This window comes from Anaerolineales bacterium (assembly GCA_003105035.1).
In the GTDB taxonomy this organism is placed as follows: Bacteria; Chloroflexota; Anaerolineae; order Anaerolineales; family UBA4823; genus FEB-25.
This window is the reverse complement of sequence record PQAL01000018.1, coordinates 93958-110320: the sequence shown is the minus strand read 5'-3', so window position 1 is coordinate 110320 and position 16363 is coordinate 93958. Positions and strand designations below refer to the sequence as shown.

Genomic DNA, 16363 nt, shown 5'->3' with positions numbered 1-16363 from the left:
CTTCGAACCAAGAACAATTAAAAAATTTTTGAAAAGCGACTATACCTTACCATCCATCACAAGCTGGCGTGCACGCTGGATGACATTATCAACGGTAAAACCGAAATGTTCGAAAATAGTCTTGTAAGGTGCTGAGGCTCCGAAGTGTTCGATGGATATACTAGTTCCATGGTCGCCCACCCACTTCTCCCAACCCTGTGCTACCGCGGCTTCAACAGAAAGCCGTAGCGTGATATCTGGGGGCAGCACCTCGTTGCGATAAACATCATCCTGGGCTTCGAACAATTCCCAGCTTGGGAATGAGACCAATCTGACATTCACACCTTCGCTGGCCAGCCGCGCTCCAGCCTCGGTGATCAGGCACACCTCCGAACCGGATGCCATCAAGATCAGCTCCGGTCGCTCATCACCCATGTCTGCCAGGATGTATGCGCCTTTATGCAAGCCCTCCGTAGAGGCGTAAATAGTGCGGTCAAGGATAGGGATCGCCTGGCGGGTTAATATCAGGGCTGTCGGTGCATGACGACGGGAGATGGCTTCCTTCCATGCTTCGGTCACCTCATTGGCATCTGCCGGGCGGATAACAACCAGATTGGGGATCGCCCGTAATGCCGCCAAATGTTCAACCGGTTGATGCGTGGGTCCATCTTCACCAAGTCCAACGCTGTCATGCGTATAAATCCAGATGCTGGGATAGTGCGATAATGCTGAAAGCCTCACCGCCGGCCGCATATAGTCGGAAAAGACCAAGAAGGTGCCACCATACGGGATGACACCACCATGAACTGACATCCCATTAATCACCCCACCCATACCGTGCTCACGCACGCCAAAGTGAAAATTGCGTCCCCCAGGGGTCACTTGTTGGAAATCTGGGATATCCTTGATCCAAGTATCGTTGGAGGGGGTCAGGTCAGCTGAGCCACCGATCAATTCCGGCAGCTTGGGAGCCAGTGCATTGATCACCTTGCCTGATGCAGCTCGGGTTGCCATTCCCTTGGGATCAGCTGGGAAGATGGGCAGATCAGTATCCCATTGTGCCGGCAAATCACCCATTAAACGCCGTTCCAGCTCGGTATCCAGCTCAGGGTATTCAGCCAGGTATGCTTTCAGCTCATTACGCCAAGATCGTTCAGCCCGGTTGCCGCGCCGGATCGACTTTCGGAAGAACGCCAGGACATCTTCGGGCACAAAGAACTTGGGGTCGAGTGGCCAGCCCTGTTTTTCCTTGGCACCATTCAGCTCCTGCTCGCCGGGAGGCTCACCATGGGCTTTGGAAGTGTCCTGGCGGGTGGGAAGGCCATACCCGATGTGCGTCCGGCAGAGGATTAATGATGGTCGAGGGTCGCCCTTGGCGCGCGAGATCGCCCGGTGCACTGCAGCAGTGTCGTTCCCATCCAGTACTTTTTGGACGTGCCAACCGTAGGCTGCAAAGCGAGCTGCCCTGTCTTCAGTAAAAGCAATTTCCGTGCTACCATCGATGGAGATGTGATTATCATCATAGAGGTAAACAAGTTTTCCCAAACCCAGGTGACCGGCGAGTGAAGCCGCTTCTGACGATACGCCTTCCATTAGATCACCATCCGTCACGATCGCGTAAATATAATGGTCAATCACTTTGTGGCCTGGGCGATTGAACTCGGCAGCCAAATGAGCTTCAGCGATCGCCATACCCACTCCGTTGGAAAAACCCTGTCCGAGCGGGCCTGTGGTCACTTCAACACCTGGGGTTAGACCGTACTCTGGATGTCCAGGGGTCTGGCTTCCCCATTGGCGAAAATTCATAAGCTGTTCAAGCGGGAGATCATATCCGGTTAGATAAAGCAGCGTATAAAGCAGTGCTGATCCGTGACCACCAGAAAGAATGAAACGATCGCGACCTGGCCATTTAGGATTGCGCGGATTAAAGCGAAGATGGCGTGTCCACAAGGTGTATGCCACAGCAGCCGCTCCCATGGGTAACCCTGGATGGCCCGAATTTGCTTTCTGAACTGCATCAGCAGCTAAAAATCGAATGGTGTTAATGGCGCGATTTTCTAAATCTTGCGATGGTTTCATACCTTCCTCCCGCACTTTTGATTGGCATAATTTTACCGCGTAAGCAATAAGATAGTTATCTTCCAAAATAATACCCGTGACAATTATCACTAATGTTGTATGTACTTATCCACTGGTAATGATATTCTGGTTCGACAATAATATATTCATCGCCTTTTAGATGTATTGTTTTAATGTATGTTACAGTCGTTGGTAACAGTTTGAAGACTTGGTTATTGTATTTAAATGACAAAAGCACCAAATTTTAACCACCGGGCAACCCGGAAGTATTAATTTAAGAGGAGGTTTCTATGGCGGAAGCCACAACGCAAGCAAGAGCTCCAACGATTTTTGACAGAGTAGTAGCTGCAACACCTGGAACACCTCGATTGGAGATGTGCATCCAGTGTGGCACCTGTGGAGGCTCTTGCCCCTCAGGCGCCGATATGGATCACACACCACGTGCCCTGTTCGCAATGATCAAGGCGGGTATGGAGACCCAGGTATTGAGCAGCAATACTCCCTGGTACTGTGTGTCGTGTTATTACTGCACGGTACGCTGCCCTCAAGAAGTGCACGTCACTGACCTGATGTACACACTCAAGAGATTCTCCATTCAAGAGAAGTATTATCAAGATTCGTCTTCCGCAGACGCCCCCCCGTTTTCACAAACATTCATCCACTATGTTGAGAATTACGGCCGAAGTTTTGAGCTCGGGCTGGCGACCTGGTACCATCTCAAGTACCATCCCCTGGATATGCCAAAGATCATGCCCATGGCAACGGGACTGCTCCGCAAAGGCCGTATCGACATCACCCCAAAGAAGATCAAGGGTATGGATAATCTGAAGGCAATCCTGGCAAAGGCCAAGGAACTGGAAGGTGAGATATGAAATACGGATATTATCCCGGCTGCTCGCTTGAGAAAAACGCAGCTTCATATAACATGTCTACACTGGCAGTCGCCAAGCCTTTGGGAATCGAATTCCAGGAACTGGAAGATTGGAACTGCTGCGGTGCCACCGAGTACATGACGCTTAACCGCATGGCAGCTTATGCCCTCATCACCCGCAACCTGGCTCTGGCAGAGAAACAGCTCACCGACGGGAAACAGGTGGCTGCCCCATGCAGCATGTGCTTCCTCAACATGGCCAAGGCCGATCACTATCTGAGTGAAGACGCTACACTGGCTAAGAACGTCAATCTGGCTCTGGCTGCCGGTGACTTGCACTATACCCCCGGCTCCGTTCGAGCAAGGCACCTGCTGGAGATCATGATCGAAGATATCGGGGTGGAAGCGATCGCCTCCAAAGTCACGAAACCACTCAGCGGTTTAAAGGTAGCCCCATATTATGGCTGCTTAATCACCCGACCGGGGTACCTGTCGAAATTTGACGACTACGAATATCCGACCTCTCTCGATAAGATCATGAAGGGCCTCGGGGCAACCGTGGTGGATTACCCCATGAAAGCCCATTGTTGCGGTGGACACATGACTCAAATCAGCCAGGCTGTGGCGCTTGAGTTGATCCGCCAATTACTCCAGAATGCCGCTGAATATGAAGCGGATATCATCGTCACTCTGTGCCCCATGTGTCAGCTAAACCTGGATGCATACCAGGGAGATGTGAACCGCTTTTTCAAGACCAAATATCACATACCCGTCCTGTATTTCACCCAGATGATGGGCTTAGCTTTCGGCTTTTCAGCTGGCGAGCTGGGCATTGGCAAAGAGCTGGTGGATGCACGGCAGGCACTGGCCAAGATCGGTGTACAGGTGCCGGAAGCTGAACCAACCAAGAAGAAGAAACCTTCCAAGGAAGAGCTTCCAATGCCACGAATGCCGGAGGAGAGTTAGCCATGACAGAGAAAATTGGTGTATATGTATGTCACTGTGGCAGCAACATCGCCGGCACCGTTGATGTAGCTGATGTTGCCAAGTGGGCAGCTGAACAGCTGAAGCACCGTGGAGTGGTGATCGCCCGAGATTACAAGTTCATGTGTTCTAGCCTTGGGCAGGAGCTGATCGAGAAGGATATCAAGGAACTTGGCCTGACCCGCGTGGTGGTAGCTGCCTGCTCCCCCCACCTGCATGAAAAAACCTTCCGCAATGCCTGTAAAAACGCTGGGTTGAACCCGTATCTGTGCGAACTTGTTTCAATCCGTGAGCAAGTCTCATGGGTCCACTCAGATAAGGTTGCTGCGACTGAAAAATCGAAAGCCATCGTGGCGGGCGGAGTCGAGCGGATCATCTGGCATGAACCCTTGACCCCACTCAGAGTCCCCATTCACCCTGCGACGCTGGTCGTTGGTGGTGGGATCGCTGGAATCCAGGCGGCCCTTGAGATCGCGGATGGCGGAACACATGTCTACATGGTCGAGCGTGAACCATCTATCGGCGGTCACATGGCCCAGTTTGACAAGACTTTCCCCACCCTCGATTGCTCTGCTTGCATCCTGACCCCCAAGATGGTCGACGTTGGGAATCACCCCAACATCACCCTGCTCACCTGGGCAGAAGTAACCCACGTAGATGGCTACGTAGGAAATTTCCAGGTCACCATCCGCCAAAAACCCCGCTATATTGACACCGCTACCTGCACAGGTTGCGGTATCTGCCAGGAAAAATGCCCGAAGAAAGTGGTTGATGAAGTCTTCGAAGCTGGATTGGGCTACCGGAAAGCCGTTTACACCCCCTTCCCCCAGGCTGTGCCAAAGTTTCCAGTCATTGATCGGGAAAACTGCACCTTCTTCCAGAAAGGCACTTGCAAGGCATGCGAGAAATTCTGCCCCACCAATGCCATTAACTTCAACCAGGAAGAGACTACTTTACAGATCGATGTTGGGCAGATCATCCTGGCCACAGGTTATGACCTTTTCGACGCCCGACGCATCCCCCAGTATGGCTATGGGCGCCTGGCGAATGTCTTCACCAGCTTGGAGTTTGAGCGCCTGACCAATGCAGCTGGGCCAACGGGTGGCAAAGTATTCTTACGCGATGGGGTGACTGTACCGAAATCCATCGCCATCATCCACTGCGTGGGCAGTCGTGATAAGAATTACAACAATTACTGCTCCAGCATCTGCTGCATGCAGAGCTTAAAATTTGCTCACCTGGCGCATGAGAAGACAGGCGCTGAAGTGTACAATTTCTACATCGACATCCGCACTCCAGCCAAGGCTTACGATGAGTTCTACCAGCGCATCATGGAAGAAGGCACGCACTTCATCCGCGGGCGTGTGGCAGAAGTGACGGATGCAGCCCGCAATCCCGGTGAAGAAGGCAAGCTGATCATCCAGGCCGAAGACACACTGATCGGCAAGCAGCGCCGCATTCCGGTTGATATGGTAGTGCTCTCCGCAGGGCTCGAACCCCGCCACGATGCAAAAGATGTCGGACGGATGTTCGGCCTTTCTTGCAGCTCGGATGGCTGGCTTATCGAGAGGCACCCGAAGCTCGATCCGGTGGCTACGATGACCGATGGTATTTATATCGCCGGCGTTGCACAGGGACCGAAAGACATCCCAGCCAGCGTTGCCCAAGGCGCTGCAGCCGCAGCGCGTGTGATGGGCAAGATCCAGCAAAAAGAAGTCGCTATGGAACCCATCCGGGCGACAGTCAACCAGGATAAGTGCTCTGGCTGCCGCATCTGCAACAACCTTTGCCCGTTCAGTGCCATCCTGTTCCACGAAGACAAGATGGTATCCGAGGTCAACCCAGCCTTGTGCCAGGGTTGTGGCACCTGCGTTGCAGGCTGCCCGGCCGGTGCGATCACTGGAACTGGCTTCAGCGACCAGCAAATCCTGGCTCAGCTCGAAGGCCTCTTACTGCTCAATGTCAAACGACTTGAGCCAGAGCCTGTGCCGGCATAAAAGGAGAACGATATGAGCGATCAATTCGAACCCGTAATCATCGGTTTCACCTGTAACTGGTGTAGTTATCGCGCAGCCGATATGGCAGGCACAGCCAGGATGAAATATTCACCCAACATCCGCCTGATCCGCCTGATGTGCTCCGGACGCCTTGACCCAACCTTCGTGCTCAAGGCTTTTGCCGGGGGAGCGGACGGCGTGATGATCACCGGCTGTCACCCTGGTGACTGCCACTATGTAGAGCAGAACTATAAAGCCATGCGGCGCTTCGTCATCCTCAAGAAGACCCTGGCGCAGTTGGGCATCGAGACTGGCCGAATCAAACTATTATGGGCCAGCGCAGCTGAAGGCGCCATTTTCACCGATGAGGTCAACAAATTCGTCGAGCAGGTAAGGGAACTAGGCCCTCTGCAGTGGCCAACCAGTGGAGGTGGCCTGGAGAAGATGTTCGCCATGCCAGAGCAAATGCTGGTCAAGGAGGTGTCGGCATGAGCGGTAACGGAAAACCTAAATTTGCCATGTACTGGGCTGCTTCGTGCGGTGGTTGTGAGATCGCAGTGCTCAACATCCATGAGAAAATCCTGGATGTGGATGCCAATTTCGAGGTAGTCTTCTGGCCGGTTGCCATGGACGCCAAGTACAAGGATGTCGAAGCCATGGAAGATGGCTCGATCCTGCTCACCCTGTTCAACGGGGCTATCCGCAACGACGAGAATGAGCATATCGCCAAACTTTTACGGAAGAAATCTAAGCTCCTGGTGGCGTTCGGTTCTTGCGCCAATGAAGGCTGTATGCCCGCTTTAGCTAACCTGAGCAATATCCAGGAGATCGTAGACACTGCATTCAGCACACCATCGACTGACAATCCCCAGAATATCCGCCCCAACACCAAATTCAGCGTGCCTGAGGGCGAGCTACATATCCCCACGCTCTACCCGGTGGTGCGGACACTGGACCAGGTCGTGCCGGTGGATTACTACATGCCTGGTTGCCCGCCCGAGTCTCACCAGATCGCGGCTGTGATCGACCTGGTGATCCAGGTGCTGCAAGGTAAAGCCGAGCTACCTCCCGCTGGATCGGTCATTGGCGTGGGTAACTCTACGGTCTGTGATGAATGTACCCGCAAGCGCAACGAAAAGAAGATCAAGAAGTTCGAGCGCATCCAACACATCATGATTGATCCCGAGCTGTGCATCCTCGAGCAAGGCGTGCTGTGCAGTGGCCCTGCCACGCGCAGTGGCTGTTCAGCACTGTGCCCGAAAGCTGGTAGCCCTTGCATTGGTTGCTACGGCCCCGCTGAAGGTGCTGAAGATTACGGATCACGCCTGATGACCGCAGTAGCTTCGGTGGTAGATAGCAACGACCCGGCAGAGATTGAAAAGATCTTTGAAGGCATCCCCGACCCAGCCGGGCAGTTCTACCGCTTCAACCTGGCAGGCTCGCTGCTGCGCTTCAGTAAACCCGCGTGGAAAGGATAACCGGAGGAGGAAACCATGCAAAGAATATCAATTGACCCCATCACCCGGCTGGAAGGCCATGGAAAGATCGAAATATTCCTGGATGACGAGGGAAATTTCGCCAACTCATACTTCCAAATCCCTGAGCTGCGCGGTTTTGAACGCTTCTGTGTCGGCCGTCAGGTCGAAGAAGTACCCATTCTGACCAACCGCATCTGTGGTGTGTGCCCCGAGGCCCACCACATGGCAGGTGCCAAAGCCGTCGATGCTGTGTACCATGTCGATCCACCTCGCACTGGCAAGATGCTACGCGAGCTGCTGTACAGCGCCTTCTACTGCACCGACCATACCACCCACTTTTATGCCCTGGCCGGCCCAGACTTTATCATGGGGCCGACTGCACCGGTTGCTGAGCGCAATATCCTGGGTGTCATCCACAAGGTGGGCCTGGAGATCGGTGGCAAGGTGCTTCAGATGCGCAAGTACGGCCACACCGTGGTTGAGATGATCGGTGGGCGGAAAGTTCACCCCTGCACTTCGATCCCTGGAGGATTGACCAAAGGTATCACCGAGGAACAACGCGTAGAGATCGAGAATATGGGCCGCTGGGCGATCGAATTTGCCCAGTTCTCCCTGCAAGCCTTCAACGATATCGTCCTTGGCAATAAAGAATACGTCGACCTGATCCTGGGAGACATCTACACTCACCACACCTATTACATCGGTACCGTCGATGAGAACAATAAAGTCAATTTCTACGACGGTAAGGTCAGTGTGGTTGACCCCGAAGGCAAGCGCTTGGGGAAGTACGCAGCCAATGAGTATATGGACTGGATCGCTGAACATGTCGAGCCATGGACATACCTGAAATTCCCCTACCTTAAGAAAGTTGGTTGGAAAGGTTTCGTAGATGGCAAGGATTCGGGCGTTTACATGGCTACACCACTCTCACGGCTCAATGCGGCAGATGGTATGGCCACCCCATTAGCCCAGGCTGAATACGAGAAGTTCTATAGCACCCTGGGCGGAAAACCGGTCCACCAGCGACTGGCGATCCATTGGGCCCGACTGATCGAGCTGCTTTATGCAGCTGAGCGGTGGGTGGAACTCGCAACGGACCCGGAAATCACCAGTGATAACTTCCGCACCATCCCGACCGAAACCCCCACCGAAGGTGTGGGTATCGTTGAAGCGCCTCGCGGCACACTCACCCATCACTACTGGACCGATGAGCGCGGGATCACCACCAAGGTCAACCTGATCGTTGGGACAACCAACAATTATGCACCCATCCAGATGTCAACCAAGAAGGCGGCTCAAAATCTGATCAAGAAGGGCGGTGAAGTTTCGGAAGGAATACTCAATATGGTTGAAATGGCCTTCCGAGCCTACGACCCATGTTTCGGCTGCGCAACGCACAGCCTGCCCGGTCAGATGCCACTTGAGATCATCATCAAAGATGCCAACGGCGAGACCGTTAACATCCTAAAACAGAATTGCTAAATGAACGAAGTGAAGGCTCTGGGAATCTCTCCTGGAGCCTTCACTCAATTTATCAGACCATAACCAAGTGAAAACGTTAGTTGTTGGATTGGGGAACCCCATATTAGGAGATGATGGAATCGGCTGGCAGATTGCACAAGAGCTACAGAAGACACAAGGTATTCCATCAAACGTAACCATCGAATGCCTGGCACTGGGTGGAATTAGCTTAATGGAAGCGCTCATCGGTTATGACAGGGCAATTCTAATAGACGCGATCATTACTCACCAGGCTCCCGTGGGCAGCGTTAGCTGCTATAAACTTGAAGATTTACCCAACCTGACCTCAGGGCATATGACTTCAGCGCATGACACATCGCTGGTGAATGCCCTTCAGATGGGTCTTTCCCTCGGAGCTCAGCTGCCCGAGGTTATATCGGTTGTAACCGTTGAATCTCAGAAGATATACGAGTTCTCAGATGAAATGTCGCCGGCAGTGGCTGCCGCTGTCCCCCAAGCATTAAGAATTATTCAGGATTTACTGATAGAATCAGGTGCTGAAGAAGCACCCAACATAGACCAATCTATAAACTGAGGAGGAATCCCGATGGTTTCACCTGAAATTATTCGCCGTTATCCATTCTTCGGTTCACTATCAGACGCTCAGATCAAGGCATTTGCCATGATTGCTGAAGAGGAATCCTTCGCCAAAGGCGCTGTTATATGCGAGGAAGGGCAGCCTGCTACGGCATTTTACCTACTCATGGATGGCGGAGTCAGCCTGTATTACAAGTCGGAAGAAGAATTCCACCCAAACACCCGCAAAGATTTTTTAGTAGGTGAAATCAACCCCGGCGAGGTATTCGCCATCAGCGTGTTTATCGAGCCCTACAAGTTTACATCTACGGTCAAGGCAGAGCAGGCTAGCAGGGTGATCAAGTTCGATGCCGGTGAACTGAACAAGCTGATTGAAAAAGACCCAAGATTGTATTGCATTTTAATGCGAGAGACTGCGAAAGCAGCTATGGAACGGCTGGCCTATGCACGCGTCCAGCTCGCTGCGGCATGGGCAAAATAAGGCAATTAGTAGACCAAGGAGCGCAGGTATGGTTACCAAGGAAGATCTCATCTACCGCCAGGTGTTCACCCTAAAGGATGGTGCCCGGATTCTACTCCGCCCACTCACCCATGACGATCGCCAGGCATTAATTGATCTATTCGGACCAGTATCAGTGGATGACTTGAAGTATATGCGCCATAATCTCATCGATACGAAGGTTATCGACCAGTGGGTAGATGAATTGGACTATACCAAGGTATTTCCATTGGTGGCTGTATTTGGCAGCCGAATCGTAGGTCTGGCCAGCTTGCATCTCAACCAGGGGCCTGCCCGGCACCGAGCAGAAGTACGCATATTTCTTCCTAAGGACTTCCGGCACCGCGGCGTAGGCAGCCGGCTGCTGCAGGGCTTGATTGAGCTTGCCAAGCGCCACAATCTGTACCTGATCGAAGCACAGATCCCCAGCGACCAGACACCCATCATCCGCTCCTTCCAGAACCTGGGATTTGAGCCAAAAACCGTTTTTGATGACTACTTCATGCTCCCAGATGGGGAGCTACGCGATGTAACCCACCTGATCTTGCGTTTACGGGCCACCGATGACCAATTTTAAGCGTTTTGTACATAAAAAAGCTGACATTCTATCCTGGAGGACGACTTCTTAAAATAATACACTTTTTTTGCATTCATCATTAATTCTATATCTTATCAATGCCTTTGGAGGAACATATGCTAAAAGTAACTTTCGAGACCCCCTCACTGTACGGGGATCACCATGTTACCGAGGTGAGACGGATTTTGTTGGAGCTGCCTGGGGTGGAAGATGTGTATGCCAGCAGCGCCTTCCAGGTTGTAGAGGTGACCTACGACCCTGAAAAGATCAACGACCTGCAAATTGCTATGAAGCTGGATGAGGCGGGATACCTGGGGGAATGGACTGTACCCATCGAGTCAGGTGCTACAGCCTACCATTCTACCGAAGGCTTGAAGCCGTATTTTCGCCATACGGCAGCCTACGAACAGACTCGATTAACGGTAACTTTCGCACAAAATGTAGCCTACCTGGGCCGTCCTCTCTGGCCTTGCCCTGGTATGGGTATTATTTCAAAGCCAATGGAGGATTAATCAATGGTACTTAAAGGTAAAAGAAGCAACGAGGATAGGACATCAGATCCTGCGGCCCAGGAGATGCTCATCCGAGCGGATGAACTGGGAATTAACACTGCCTTTAGCCGGGCTGAAGAAATGGTCCCCTGCAATATTGGTGGGGCTGGGATGTGCTGCAAGCAATGCGGAATGGGACCATGCCGGTTAACCAAGGAAGGCCAGGTGGGTGTATGTGGTGCGACCATCGACACCATCCAGGCGCGTAACCTGGTGAGGGCAATCGCAGCTGGTACAGCCGCCCATTCAGATCATGGTCGCGATCTGGCATTCACATTGAAAGCCGTCGCCAATGGTCAAACCGAAGGTTACATGATTCGCGATGTTGCCAAGCTTCGAAACATCGCTTCGATATATGGTATCAAAATTGAAGGCCGATCACCCAACGATATCGCCAATGACCTGGCAGATTTATACCTCTCGCAATATGGCCAGCAAAAAGGGGAGATCGTGTGCATCAGGCGGGCACCCGAAAAGCGTCAAAAATTATGGCGGGAACAAGGCGTTGTCCCCCGGGGTGTTGACCGCGAGGTGGTTGAAGCCCTCCACCGCACGCACATCGGTGATGACCAGGACGCTGTGCACATCTTACATCACGCAATCCGCACCGGTCTGGCCGATGGCTGGGGTGGAAGCATGATGGCTACCGATATCTCGGATATCCTGTTCGGCACTCCGGCACCCCTGCTTGGTCAGGCTAACCTGGGCGTGCTGAAGGATGATATGGTGAATGTCGTCGTGCACGGGCACGAACCCACGCTGAGCAACATGATCGTTGCCGCCTCTCAAGATCCGGAGATCATCGAATACGCCAAGGCGGCTGGTGCTAAGGGTGTCAACCTGTCGGGGATCTGCTGCACAGCCAACGAGATCTTAATGCGCCAGGGTATCCCCGCTGCAGGGAATTTCCTGCATCAGGAGCTGGCCATCCTGACTGGTGCTGTGGAATCCATGGTGGTAGATGTGCAATGTGTCATGCAAGCTCTTGTCGAGCTGGCAGGGAATTTCCACACCAAGATCATCACCACCTCCCCCAAGGTGCAAATTAAGGGTGCCATGCATATCGAATTCGATGAGCACAAAGCCCTTACCATCGCCAAGCAAATATTAAAAGCTTCCATCGATAATTATAAAAACCGCGGCAAGATCCACATCCCGCAGATCCGGGAGGATCTTATCCCCGGATTTTCGCATGAGTACATCAACTACATGCTGGGTGGCAGCTATCGAGCCTCCTTCAGGCCTTTGAACGATGCCATCATGTCCGGCCGTATTCGTGGTGTGGCTGCCATTGTCGGCTGCAACAACCCCCGCAGCAAACAAGATTACCTCCACACCTATGTCACTCAGGAGTTGCTCAAGCAGGATGTGCTGGTGGTAGAGACTGGCTGTGGTGCCATTGCGGCTGCCAAGCTCGGTCTGCTACTCGGTGAAGCCGGACTGGATAAGGTCGGACCGGGTTTACGCGAGATATGCGAGACTGTGGGTATCCCACCCGTGTTGCACATGGGTTCCTGTGTCGATAATACCCGCATCCTGACAGTACTAACTCAGATGGTGTTAGAGGGTGGCCTTGGTGATGATATCGACCAGATCCCTGCGGTAGGTCTCGCACCTGAGTGGATGAGCGAGAAAGCCCTGGCCATTGCCACGTATTGCGTTGCTTCCGGTGCTTATGTCATTTTTGGTGGTGCCAGCCCAATCAGCGGTATGCCCGACCGTGTTTCCGACAGTGATGTGGTGCTCAAGTACATTAGCACCGAGGGTTGGGAAAAGCTGTATGGTGGAAAGCTCGAATTCGTCTCCGACATTAACGAGATGGTTCGCAGATCTCTGGAGCACATTGACAAGAAACGCGCCTCCCTCGGCTTGCCGGTATATGACCCGGCGAAATTCGGCCGAAGTGGTGACACACGCATGCTCGAGTTTGAAAAACTACCCATCTCTGAACGCCGTGAGAAAATTTACGGCACCGCTGCTGATTAAAGAGGAAGAGACACATGTCACGTTATATAGCCACACGAGCAATCCGGGGTGCAAATGCCCTGGTAACCGAAGCAGAATTAATGTTAGACAAGGCCCTGAAGGAAAAAGGACCAGACACCCCTGTCTCCTTTCCTAACACAGCTTATTACATCCCAGTTATCGGTGGGATGACCGGTGCGACAGTTGAAAAATTAGGGCAGCTCAAAGGGGTGATCGAGCATGCCCGCGGCCTGCTGCACCCCTCCCCATCGGTAAATAAGTGGACGCCCTATCTGGGTGAGACCCTCGACAGTGGTATGGCCACATTGCTAGCCGCTGAAATCATAGAAGTGGTGCGGTTCATATACGGGCTGCAGCCCGAGCCGATGCCGGGGCTCTCCCTGGCTGGCGCCACCCAGTATGGGGATCAGAATGGGTCCGGTCATCTCAATGGACCCATCGATGATATCCGCCTGCGATCCTGGGGCATCCAGCTGGTGGATGGCCGTATGCCCGGCTTTGCTGCCATTGTTGGTGCAGCCAAAAACAATGAAGTCGCGGTCAAGATCGTGCGTGAGCTACAGCGCCGCAATATCCTGTGCTTCCTCTCTGGAAACGTCAACGGTCGGAGCATTATCCATCAATTAATGGAAGAGGGCGTTGAGCTGGGGTATGACACCTATACTGTGCCTTTTGGAACCGATACGATCAGCGCTATCTACGCCCTTGGTTTTGCCACCCGTTCCGCCCTCACTTTCGGCGGGTTGAAGATGGGGCAAGCGCGTGAGATCCTGCTCTACAACCGGGCACGCGTGTTCGCCTTCGTGCTGGCGCTGGGCGAGGTGGACGACCTGAAATACGCCGCCGCCGCCGGGGCCATCAACTACGGCTTCCCGGTGATCGCCGATACGGTCATCCCCGAGATCCTGCCCACCGGCGTTACCACTTACGAGCACGTGGTCAGCATGCCCTTTGAAGAAATTGACGGCAAGGATGACCTGGAGAAGGCTGAGCGGCTGGTCCAGAAATGCATTGAGGTGCGTGGGGTCAAGTTAAAATTGACCGAGGTACCCGTACCCGTGCCTTACGGCTCGGCTTTTGAAGGTGAAGTGGTGCGCCGCAATGACATGCGCGTCGAATTCGGCGGCAAGAATGCCCGCTGCTTTGAATACCTGGAGATGGCTGATCTGGATGCGGTGGTGGACGGTAAGGTGGAAATCGTTGGACCTGATTTTTCCAACATCCCACCCCAGGGTTATATGGATATGGGCGTGGTTGCCCAGGTTGCTGGGCGCCAGATGCAGAAAGACTTCGAACCGGTGCTCGAGCGCCAGTTCCACTATTTTGTCAATGGCGCTTCAGGCATCCAGCATATTGGCCAGCGCGACATCACCTGGATCCGCATCTCAAATGCGGCCGCCGACAAAGGCTTCAACCTGGAGCACTTTGGCAAGATCCTGCATGCGCGTTTCCACGCTGATTTTGGAGCGATCGTGGACAAGGTCCAGGTAACGGTTTACACCGACCCGGCGAAGGTTGAAGAATGGCTGGGTAAAGCTCGGGCGGCGTATGATTACCGGAATAAACGCCTGGCAGACCTGACGGATGACAAAGTGGAAGAGTTCTACTCATGCACCTTGTGCCAGTCATTTGCCCCCAACCACGTTTGCGTGGTCAGCCCCGAGCGCCTGGGGTTGTGCGGAGCGTATAACTGGTTGGACTGCAAGGCATCCTATAGCATCAACCCAACGGGCCCCAATCAGCCAATTAAGCTGGGTAAGCTGATCGACCCGCAGAAGGGGTATTGGACCGGGACCAACGATTACGCTACCGTCGGATCACATGGGGTGGTGAGCGAAGTAACCATGTATTCGATCATGGAAAACCCGATGACGGCTTGCGGGTGCTTCGAATGTATTTGTATGCTTATCCCAGAAGCAAATGGCATCATGGTGGTTAGCCGTGAAGATCCCAGTATGACCCCCGCGGGTATGACCTTCAGTACCCTGGCTGGGATTGCCGGAGGGGGTCTTCAGACCCCGGGCGTAATGGGTGTAGGCAAATTTTACCTGACCAGCCCGAAGTTTATCTCTGCTGATGGCGGTTTTAAGCGAATCGTTTGGATGAGCAGCTGCCTGAAGGAAATGATGGCAGATGAATTCAAGGTCGTAGCACAGCGCGAAGGTGACCCCGATTTACTCGACAAGATCGCCGATGAGCGCCTTGTATCCACAGTTGATGAACTCCTGAACTGGATGGCAGAGCACGAACATCCTGCCCTCAGCATGGAGCCGATGTTCTAAGGATTGTTCAGCTAAAAAAGGAGAGAAACATATGCCTGTAGATATACCTAAGGATAATTGGCCCGGCACCGTCCGTACGGTGACCATTGGAGCGACCGCTGCCGATGGTGGTACACGCACTTCCACAGTGACTGTGGGTGGTGAAAAGAATCTACCTTTCCTGCATTTTGAAAGTAAAGCTCCCAACCGTCCGGTGATCGCCATCGAGATCAAAGACCACCGACCGGAAGATTGGTCAACGTTGCTGCTCGACGCCTGGGGAGAGGCGGTGAATTACCCAGTTCAATGGGCTAAGGCCGCTGAAGCTGCAGGCGCAGACCTGATTGAGCTATCCCTCTCTTTAAATGATCTCAACGGCAATCCAACCAGCCCCGAAGCCGCCGTTAAAACCGTAAAGGATGTGCTGGCGAACACCGGTTTGCCGCTACTTGTATTCGGTCCGGGGCAAGCTGAAGCAGACAATAACCTGCTTGTGGCAATTGCTGAGGCAACCAAAGGTGAAAAAATCGTGCTAGGTATTGCCGAAGATAAGAATTACCGCACGATCATCGCCACTGCCATGGCCAATGGTCACTTGGTGAACGCGCGCAGCCCCATGGATGTCAACCTGGCCAAGCAGCTGAATATCCTAATCAGCGACATGGGCATGCCGCTTGACAGGGTCCTGATGGACCCAACCACCGGCGCCCTCGGTTATGGCATCGAATACGGCTTTTCAGCCATGGAAAGGCTACGCCAGGCTGCCTTGCAGGGTGATGCGATGACTCAGCTTCCCATGCTGGTAACCCCTGGATTCGAAGCCTGGAAAACCAAGGAAGCCAAGGTGAACACAGGTGTGCCCGATGGATGGGGTGACTGGTTGGAACGTTCCATCAACTGGGAAACCTTAACTGCCATGACATTGATCGAAGCAGGAGCAGATATTGTCGTCCTGCGTCATGCAGAGAGTGTCCGGCGGGTAAAGACTGCCATCACGGACCTGATGGCTGCCGCGTATACACTTGCCTGAGCGGATGAAAGCA

The 16363-nt window shown here is 53.2% G+C and carries 14 protein-coding genes; 13 read left to right on the top strand and 1 reads right to left on the bottom strand.

Features of this window, described 5'->3' with window-relative positions; genetic code table 11:
- Positions 1 to 39: 39 nt before the first annotated feature.
- Complete coding sequence (gene tkt / locus C3F13_08120) at positions 40 to 2058, bottom strand: transketolase (protein ID PWB53863.1); 2019 nt, start codon at positions 2056 to 2058, stop codon at positions 40 to 42.
- 290 nt (positions 2059 to 2348) lie between these two features.
- On the opposite strand from tkt, the gene C3F13_08115 reads away from it, so the two are divergent.
- The 13 genes from C3F13_08115 (at position 2349) to C3F13_08055 (ending at position 16350) form a co-directional block, all read left to right on the top strand.
- Positions 2349 to 2930, top strand: a complete 582-nt coding sequence (locus C3F13_08115) for a heterodisulfide reductase (GenBank protein ID PWB53862.1) — start codon at positions 2349 to 2351, stop codon at positions 2928 to 2930.
- Positions 2927 to 3895 (top strand): disulfide reductase, encoded by a 969-nt coding sequence (locus tag C3F13_08110; protein PWB53861.1) that lies wholly within the window; start codon positions 2927 to 2929, stop codon positions 3893 to 3895. Before C3F13_08115 ends, C3F13_08110 begins: the two co-directional genes overlap by 4 nt.
- Positions 3896 to 3897: 2 nt before the next feature.
- On the top strand, positions 3898 to 5910 hold the full coding sequence (locus C3F13_08105; GenBank protein ID PWB53860.1) for a disulfide reductase: 2013 nt from the start codon (positions 3898 to 3900) through the stop codon (positions 5908 to 5910).
- 12 nt (positions 5911 to 5922) lie between these two features.
- The gene (locus C3F13_08100; GenBank protein ID PWB53859.1) at positions 5923 to 6402 is read left to right on the top strand and encodes a methyl-viologen-reducing hydrogenase subunit delta; all 480 of its coding nucleotides are present in this window, start codon (positions 5923 to 5925) and stop codon (positions 6400 to 6402) included.
- Positions 6399 to 7388 carry an oxidoreductase gene (locus C3F13_08095; GenBank protein ID PWB53858.1) on the top strand — a complete coding sequence of 330 codons (990 nt, stop codon included), beginning with the start codon at positions 6399 to 6401 and terminating at the stop codon, positions 7386 to 7388. The genes C3F13_08100 and C3F13_08095 overlap by 4 nt, the downstream gene beginning before the upstream one ends.
- Before the next feature lie 15 nt (positions 7389 to 7403).
- Positions 7404 to 8870, top strand: coding sequence for a Ni/Fe hydrogenase subunit alpha (locus C3F13_08090; protein PWB53857.1), 1467 nt, complete (start codon positions 7404 to 7406; stop codon positions 8868 to 8870).
- A 31-nt stretch (positions 8871 to 8901) separates the two neighbouring features.
- Complete coding sequence (locus C3F13_08085) at positions 8902 to 9444, top strand: peptidase M52 (GenBank protein PWB53856.1); 543 nt, start codon at positions 8902 to 8904, stop codon at positions 9442 to 9444.
- A 12-nt stretch (positions 9445 to 9456) separates the two neighbouring features.
- Positions 9457 to 9927 (top strand): hypothetical protein, encoded by a 471-nt coding sequence (locus tag C3F13_08080; GenBank protein ID PWB53855.1) that lies wholly within the window; start codon positions 9457 to 9459, stop codon positions 9925 to 9927.
- The gene (locus C3F13_08075; GenBank protein ID PWB53854.1) at positions 9890 to 10522 is read left to right on the top strand and encodes a hypothetical protein; all 633 of its coding nucleotides are present in this window, start codon (positions 9890 to 9892) and stop codon (positions 10520 to 10522) included. The genes C3F13_08080 and C3F13_08075 overlap by 38 nt, the downstream gene beginning before the upstream one ends.
- A 116-nt stretch (positions 10523 to 10638) precedes the next feature.
- The gene (locus C3F13_08070) at positions 10639 to 11034 is read left to right on the top strand and encodes a hypothetical protein (protein PWB53853.1); all 396 of its coding nucleotides are present in this window, start codon (positions 10639 to 10641) and stop codon (positions 11032 to 11034) included.
- Between the two features lie 3 nt (positions 11035 to 11037).
- Positions 11038 to 13059 carry a carbon-monoxide dehydrogenase catalytic subunit gene (cooS, locus tag C3F13_08065; protein ID PWB53852.1) on the top strand — a complete coding sequence of 674 codons (2022 nt, stop codon included), beginning with the start codon at positions 11038 to 11040 and terminating at the stop codon, positions 13057 to 13059.
- Between the two features lie 14 nt (positions 13060 to 13073).
- Positions 13074 to 15341, top strand: a complete 2268-nt coding sequence (gene cdhC, locus C3F13_08060) for a CO dehydrogenase/CO-methylating acetyl-CoA synthase complex subunit beta (GenBank protein ID PWB53851.1) — start codon at positions 13074 to 13076, stop codon at positions 15339 to 15341.
- Positions 15342 to 15372: 31 nt separating this feature from the next.
- Positions 15373 to 16350: an acetyl-CoA decarbonylase/synthase complex subunit delta gene (locus C3F13_08055; GenBank protein PWB53850.1), complete on the top strand. Its 978-nt coding sequence runs from the start codon at positions 15373 to 15375 to the stop codon at positions 16348 to 16350.
- The last annotated feature ends 13 nt before the right edge of the window (positions 16351 to 16363 follow it).

Excerpts from the sequence above, each read along its gene's own strand:
- tkt (PWB53863.1), bottom strand. The coding sequence starts at position 2,058 with ATGAAACCATCGCAAGATTTAGAAAATCGCGCCATTAACACCATTCGA.
- C3F13_08115 (PWB53862.1), top strand. The coding sequence starts at position 2,349 with ATGGCGGAAGCCACAACGCAAGCAAGAGCTCCAACGATTTTTGACAGA.
- C3F13_08110 (PWB53861.1), top strand. The coding sequence starts at position 2,927 with ATGAAATACGGATATTATCCCGGCTGCTCGCTTGAGAAAAACGCAGCT.
- C3F13_08105 (PWB53860.1), top strand. The coding sequence starts at position 3,898 with ATGACAGAGAAAATTGGTGTATATGTATGTCACTGTGGCAGCAACATC.
- C3F13_08100 (PWB53859.1), top strand. The coding sequence starts at position 5,923 with ATGAGCGATCAATTCGAACCCGTAATCATCGGTTTCACCTGTAACTGG.
- C3F13_08095 (PWB53858.1), top strand. The coding sequence starts at position 6,399 with ATGAGCGGTAACGGAAAACCTAAATTTGCCATGTACTGGGCTGCTTCG.
- C3F13_08090 (PWB53857.1), top strand. The coding sequence starts at position 7,404 with ATGCAAAGAATATCAATTGACCCCATCACCCGGCTGGAAGGCCATGGA.
- C3F13_08080 (PWB53855.1), top strand. The coding sequence starts at position 9,457 with ATGGTTTCACCTGAAATTATTCGCCGTTATCCATTCTTCGGTTCACTA.
- C3F13_08075 (PWB53854.1), top strand. The coding sequence starts at position 9,890 with ATGCACGCGTCCAGCTCGCTGCGGCATGGGCAAAATAAGGCAATTAGT.
- C3F13_08070 (PWB53853.1), top strand. The coding sequence starts at position 10,639 with ATGCTAAAAGTAACTTTCGAGACCCCCTCACTGTACGGGGATCACCAT.
- cooS (PWB53852.1), top strand. The coding sequence starts at position 11,038 with ATGGTACTTAAAGGTAAAAGAAGCAACGAGGATAGGACATCAGATCCT.
- cdhC (PWB53851.1), top strand. The coding sequence starts at position 13,074 with ATGTCACGTTATATAGCCACACGAGCAATCCGGGGTGCAAATGCCCTG.
- C3F13_08055 (PWB53850.1), top strand. The coding sequence starts at position 15,373 with ATGCCTGTAGATATACCTAAGGATAATTGGCCCGGCACCGTCCGTACG.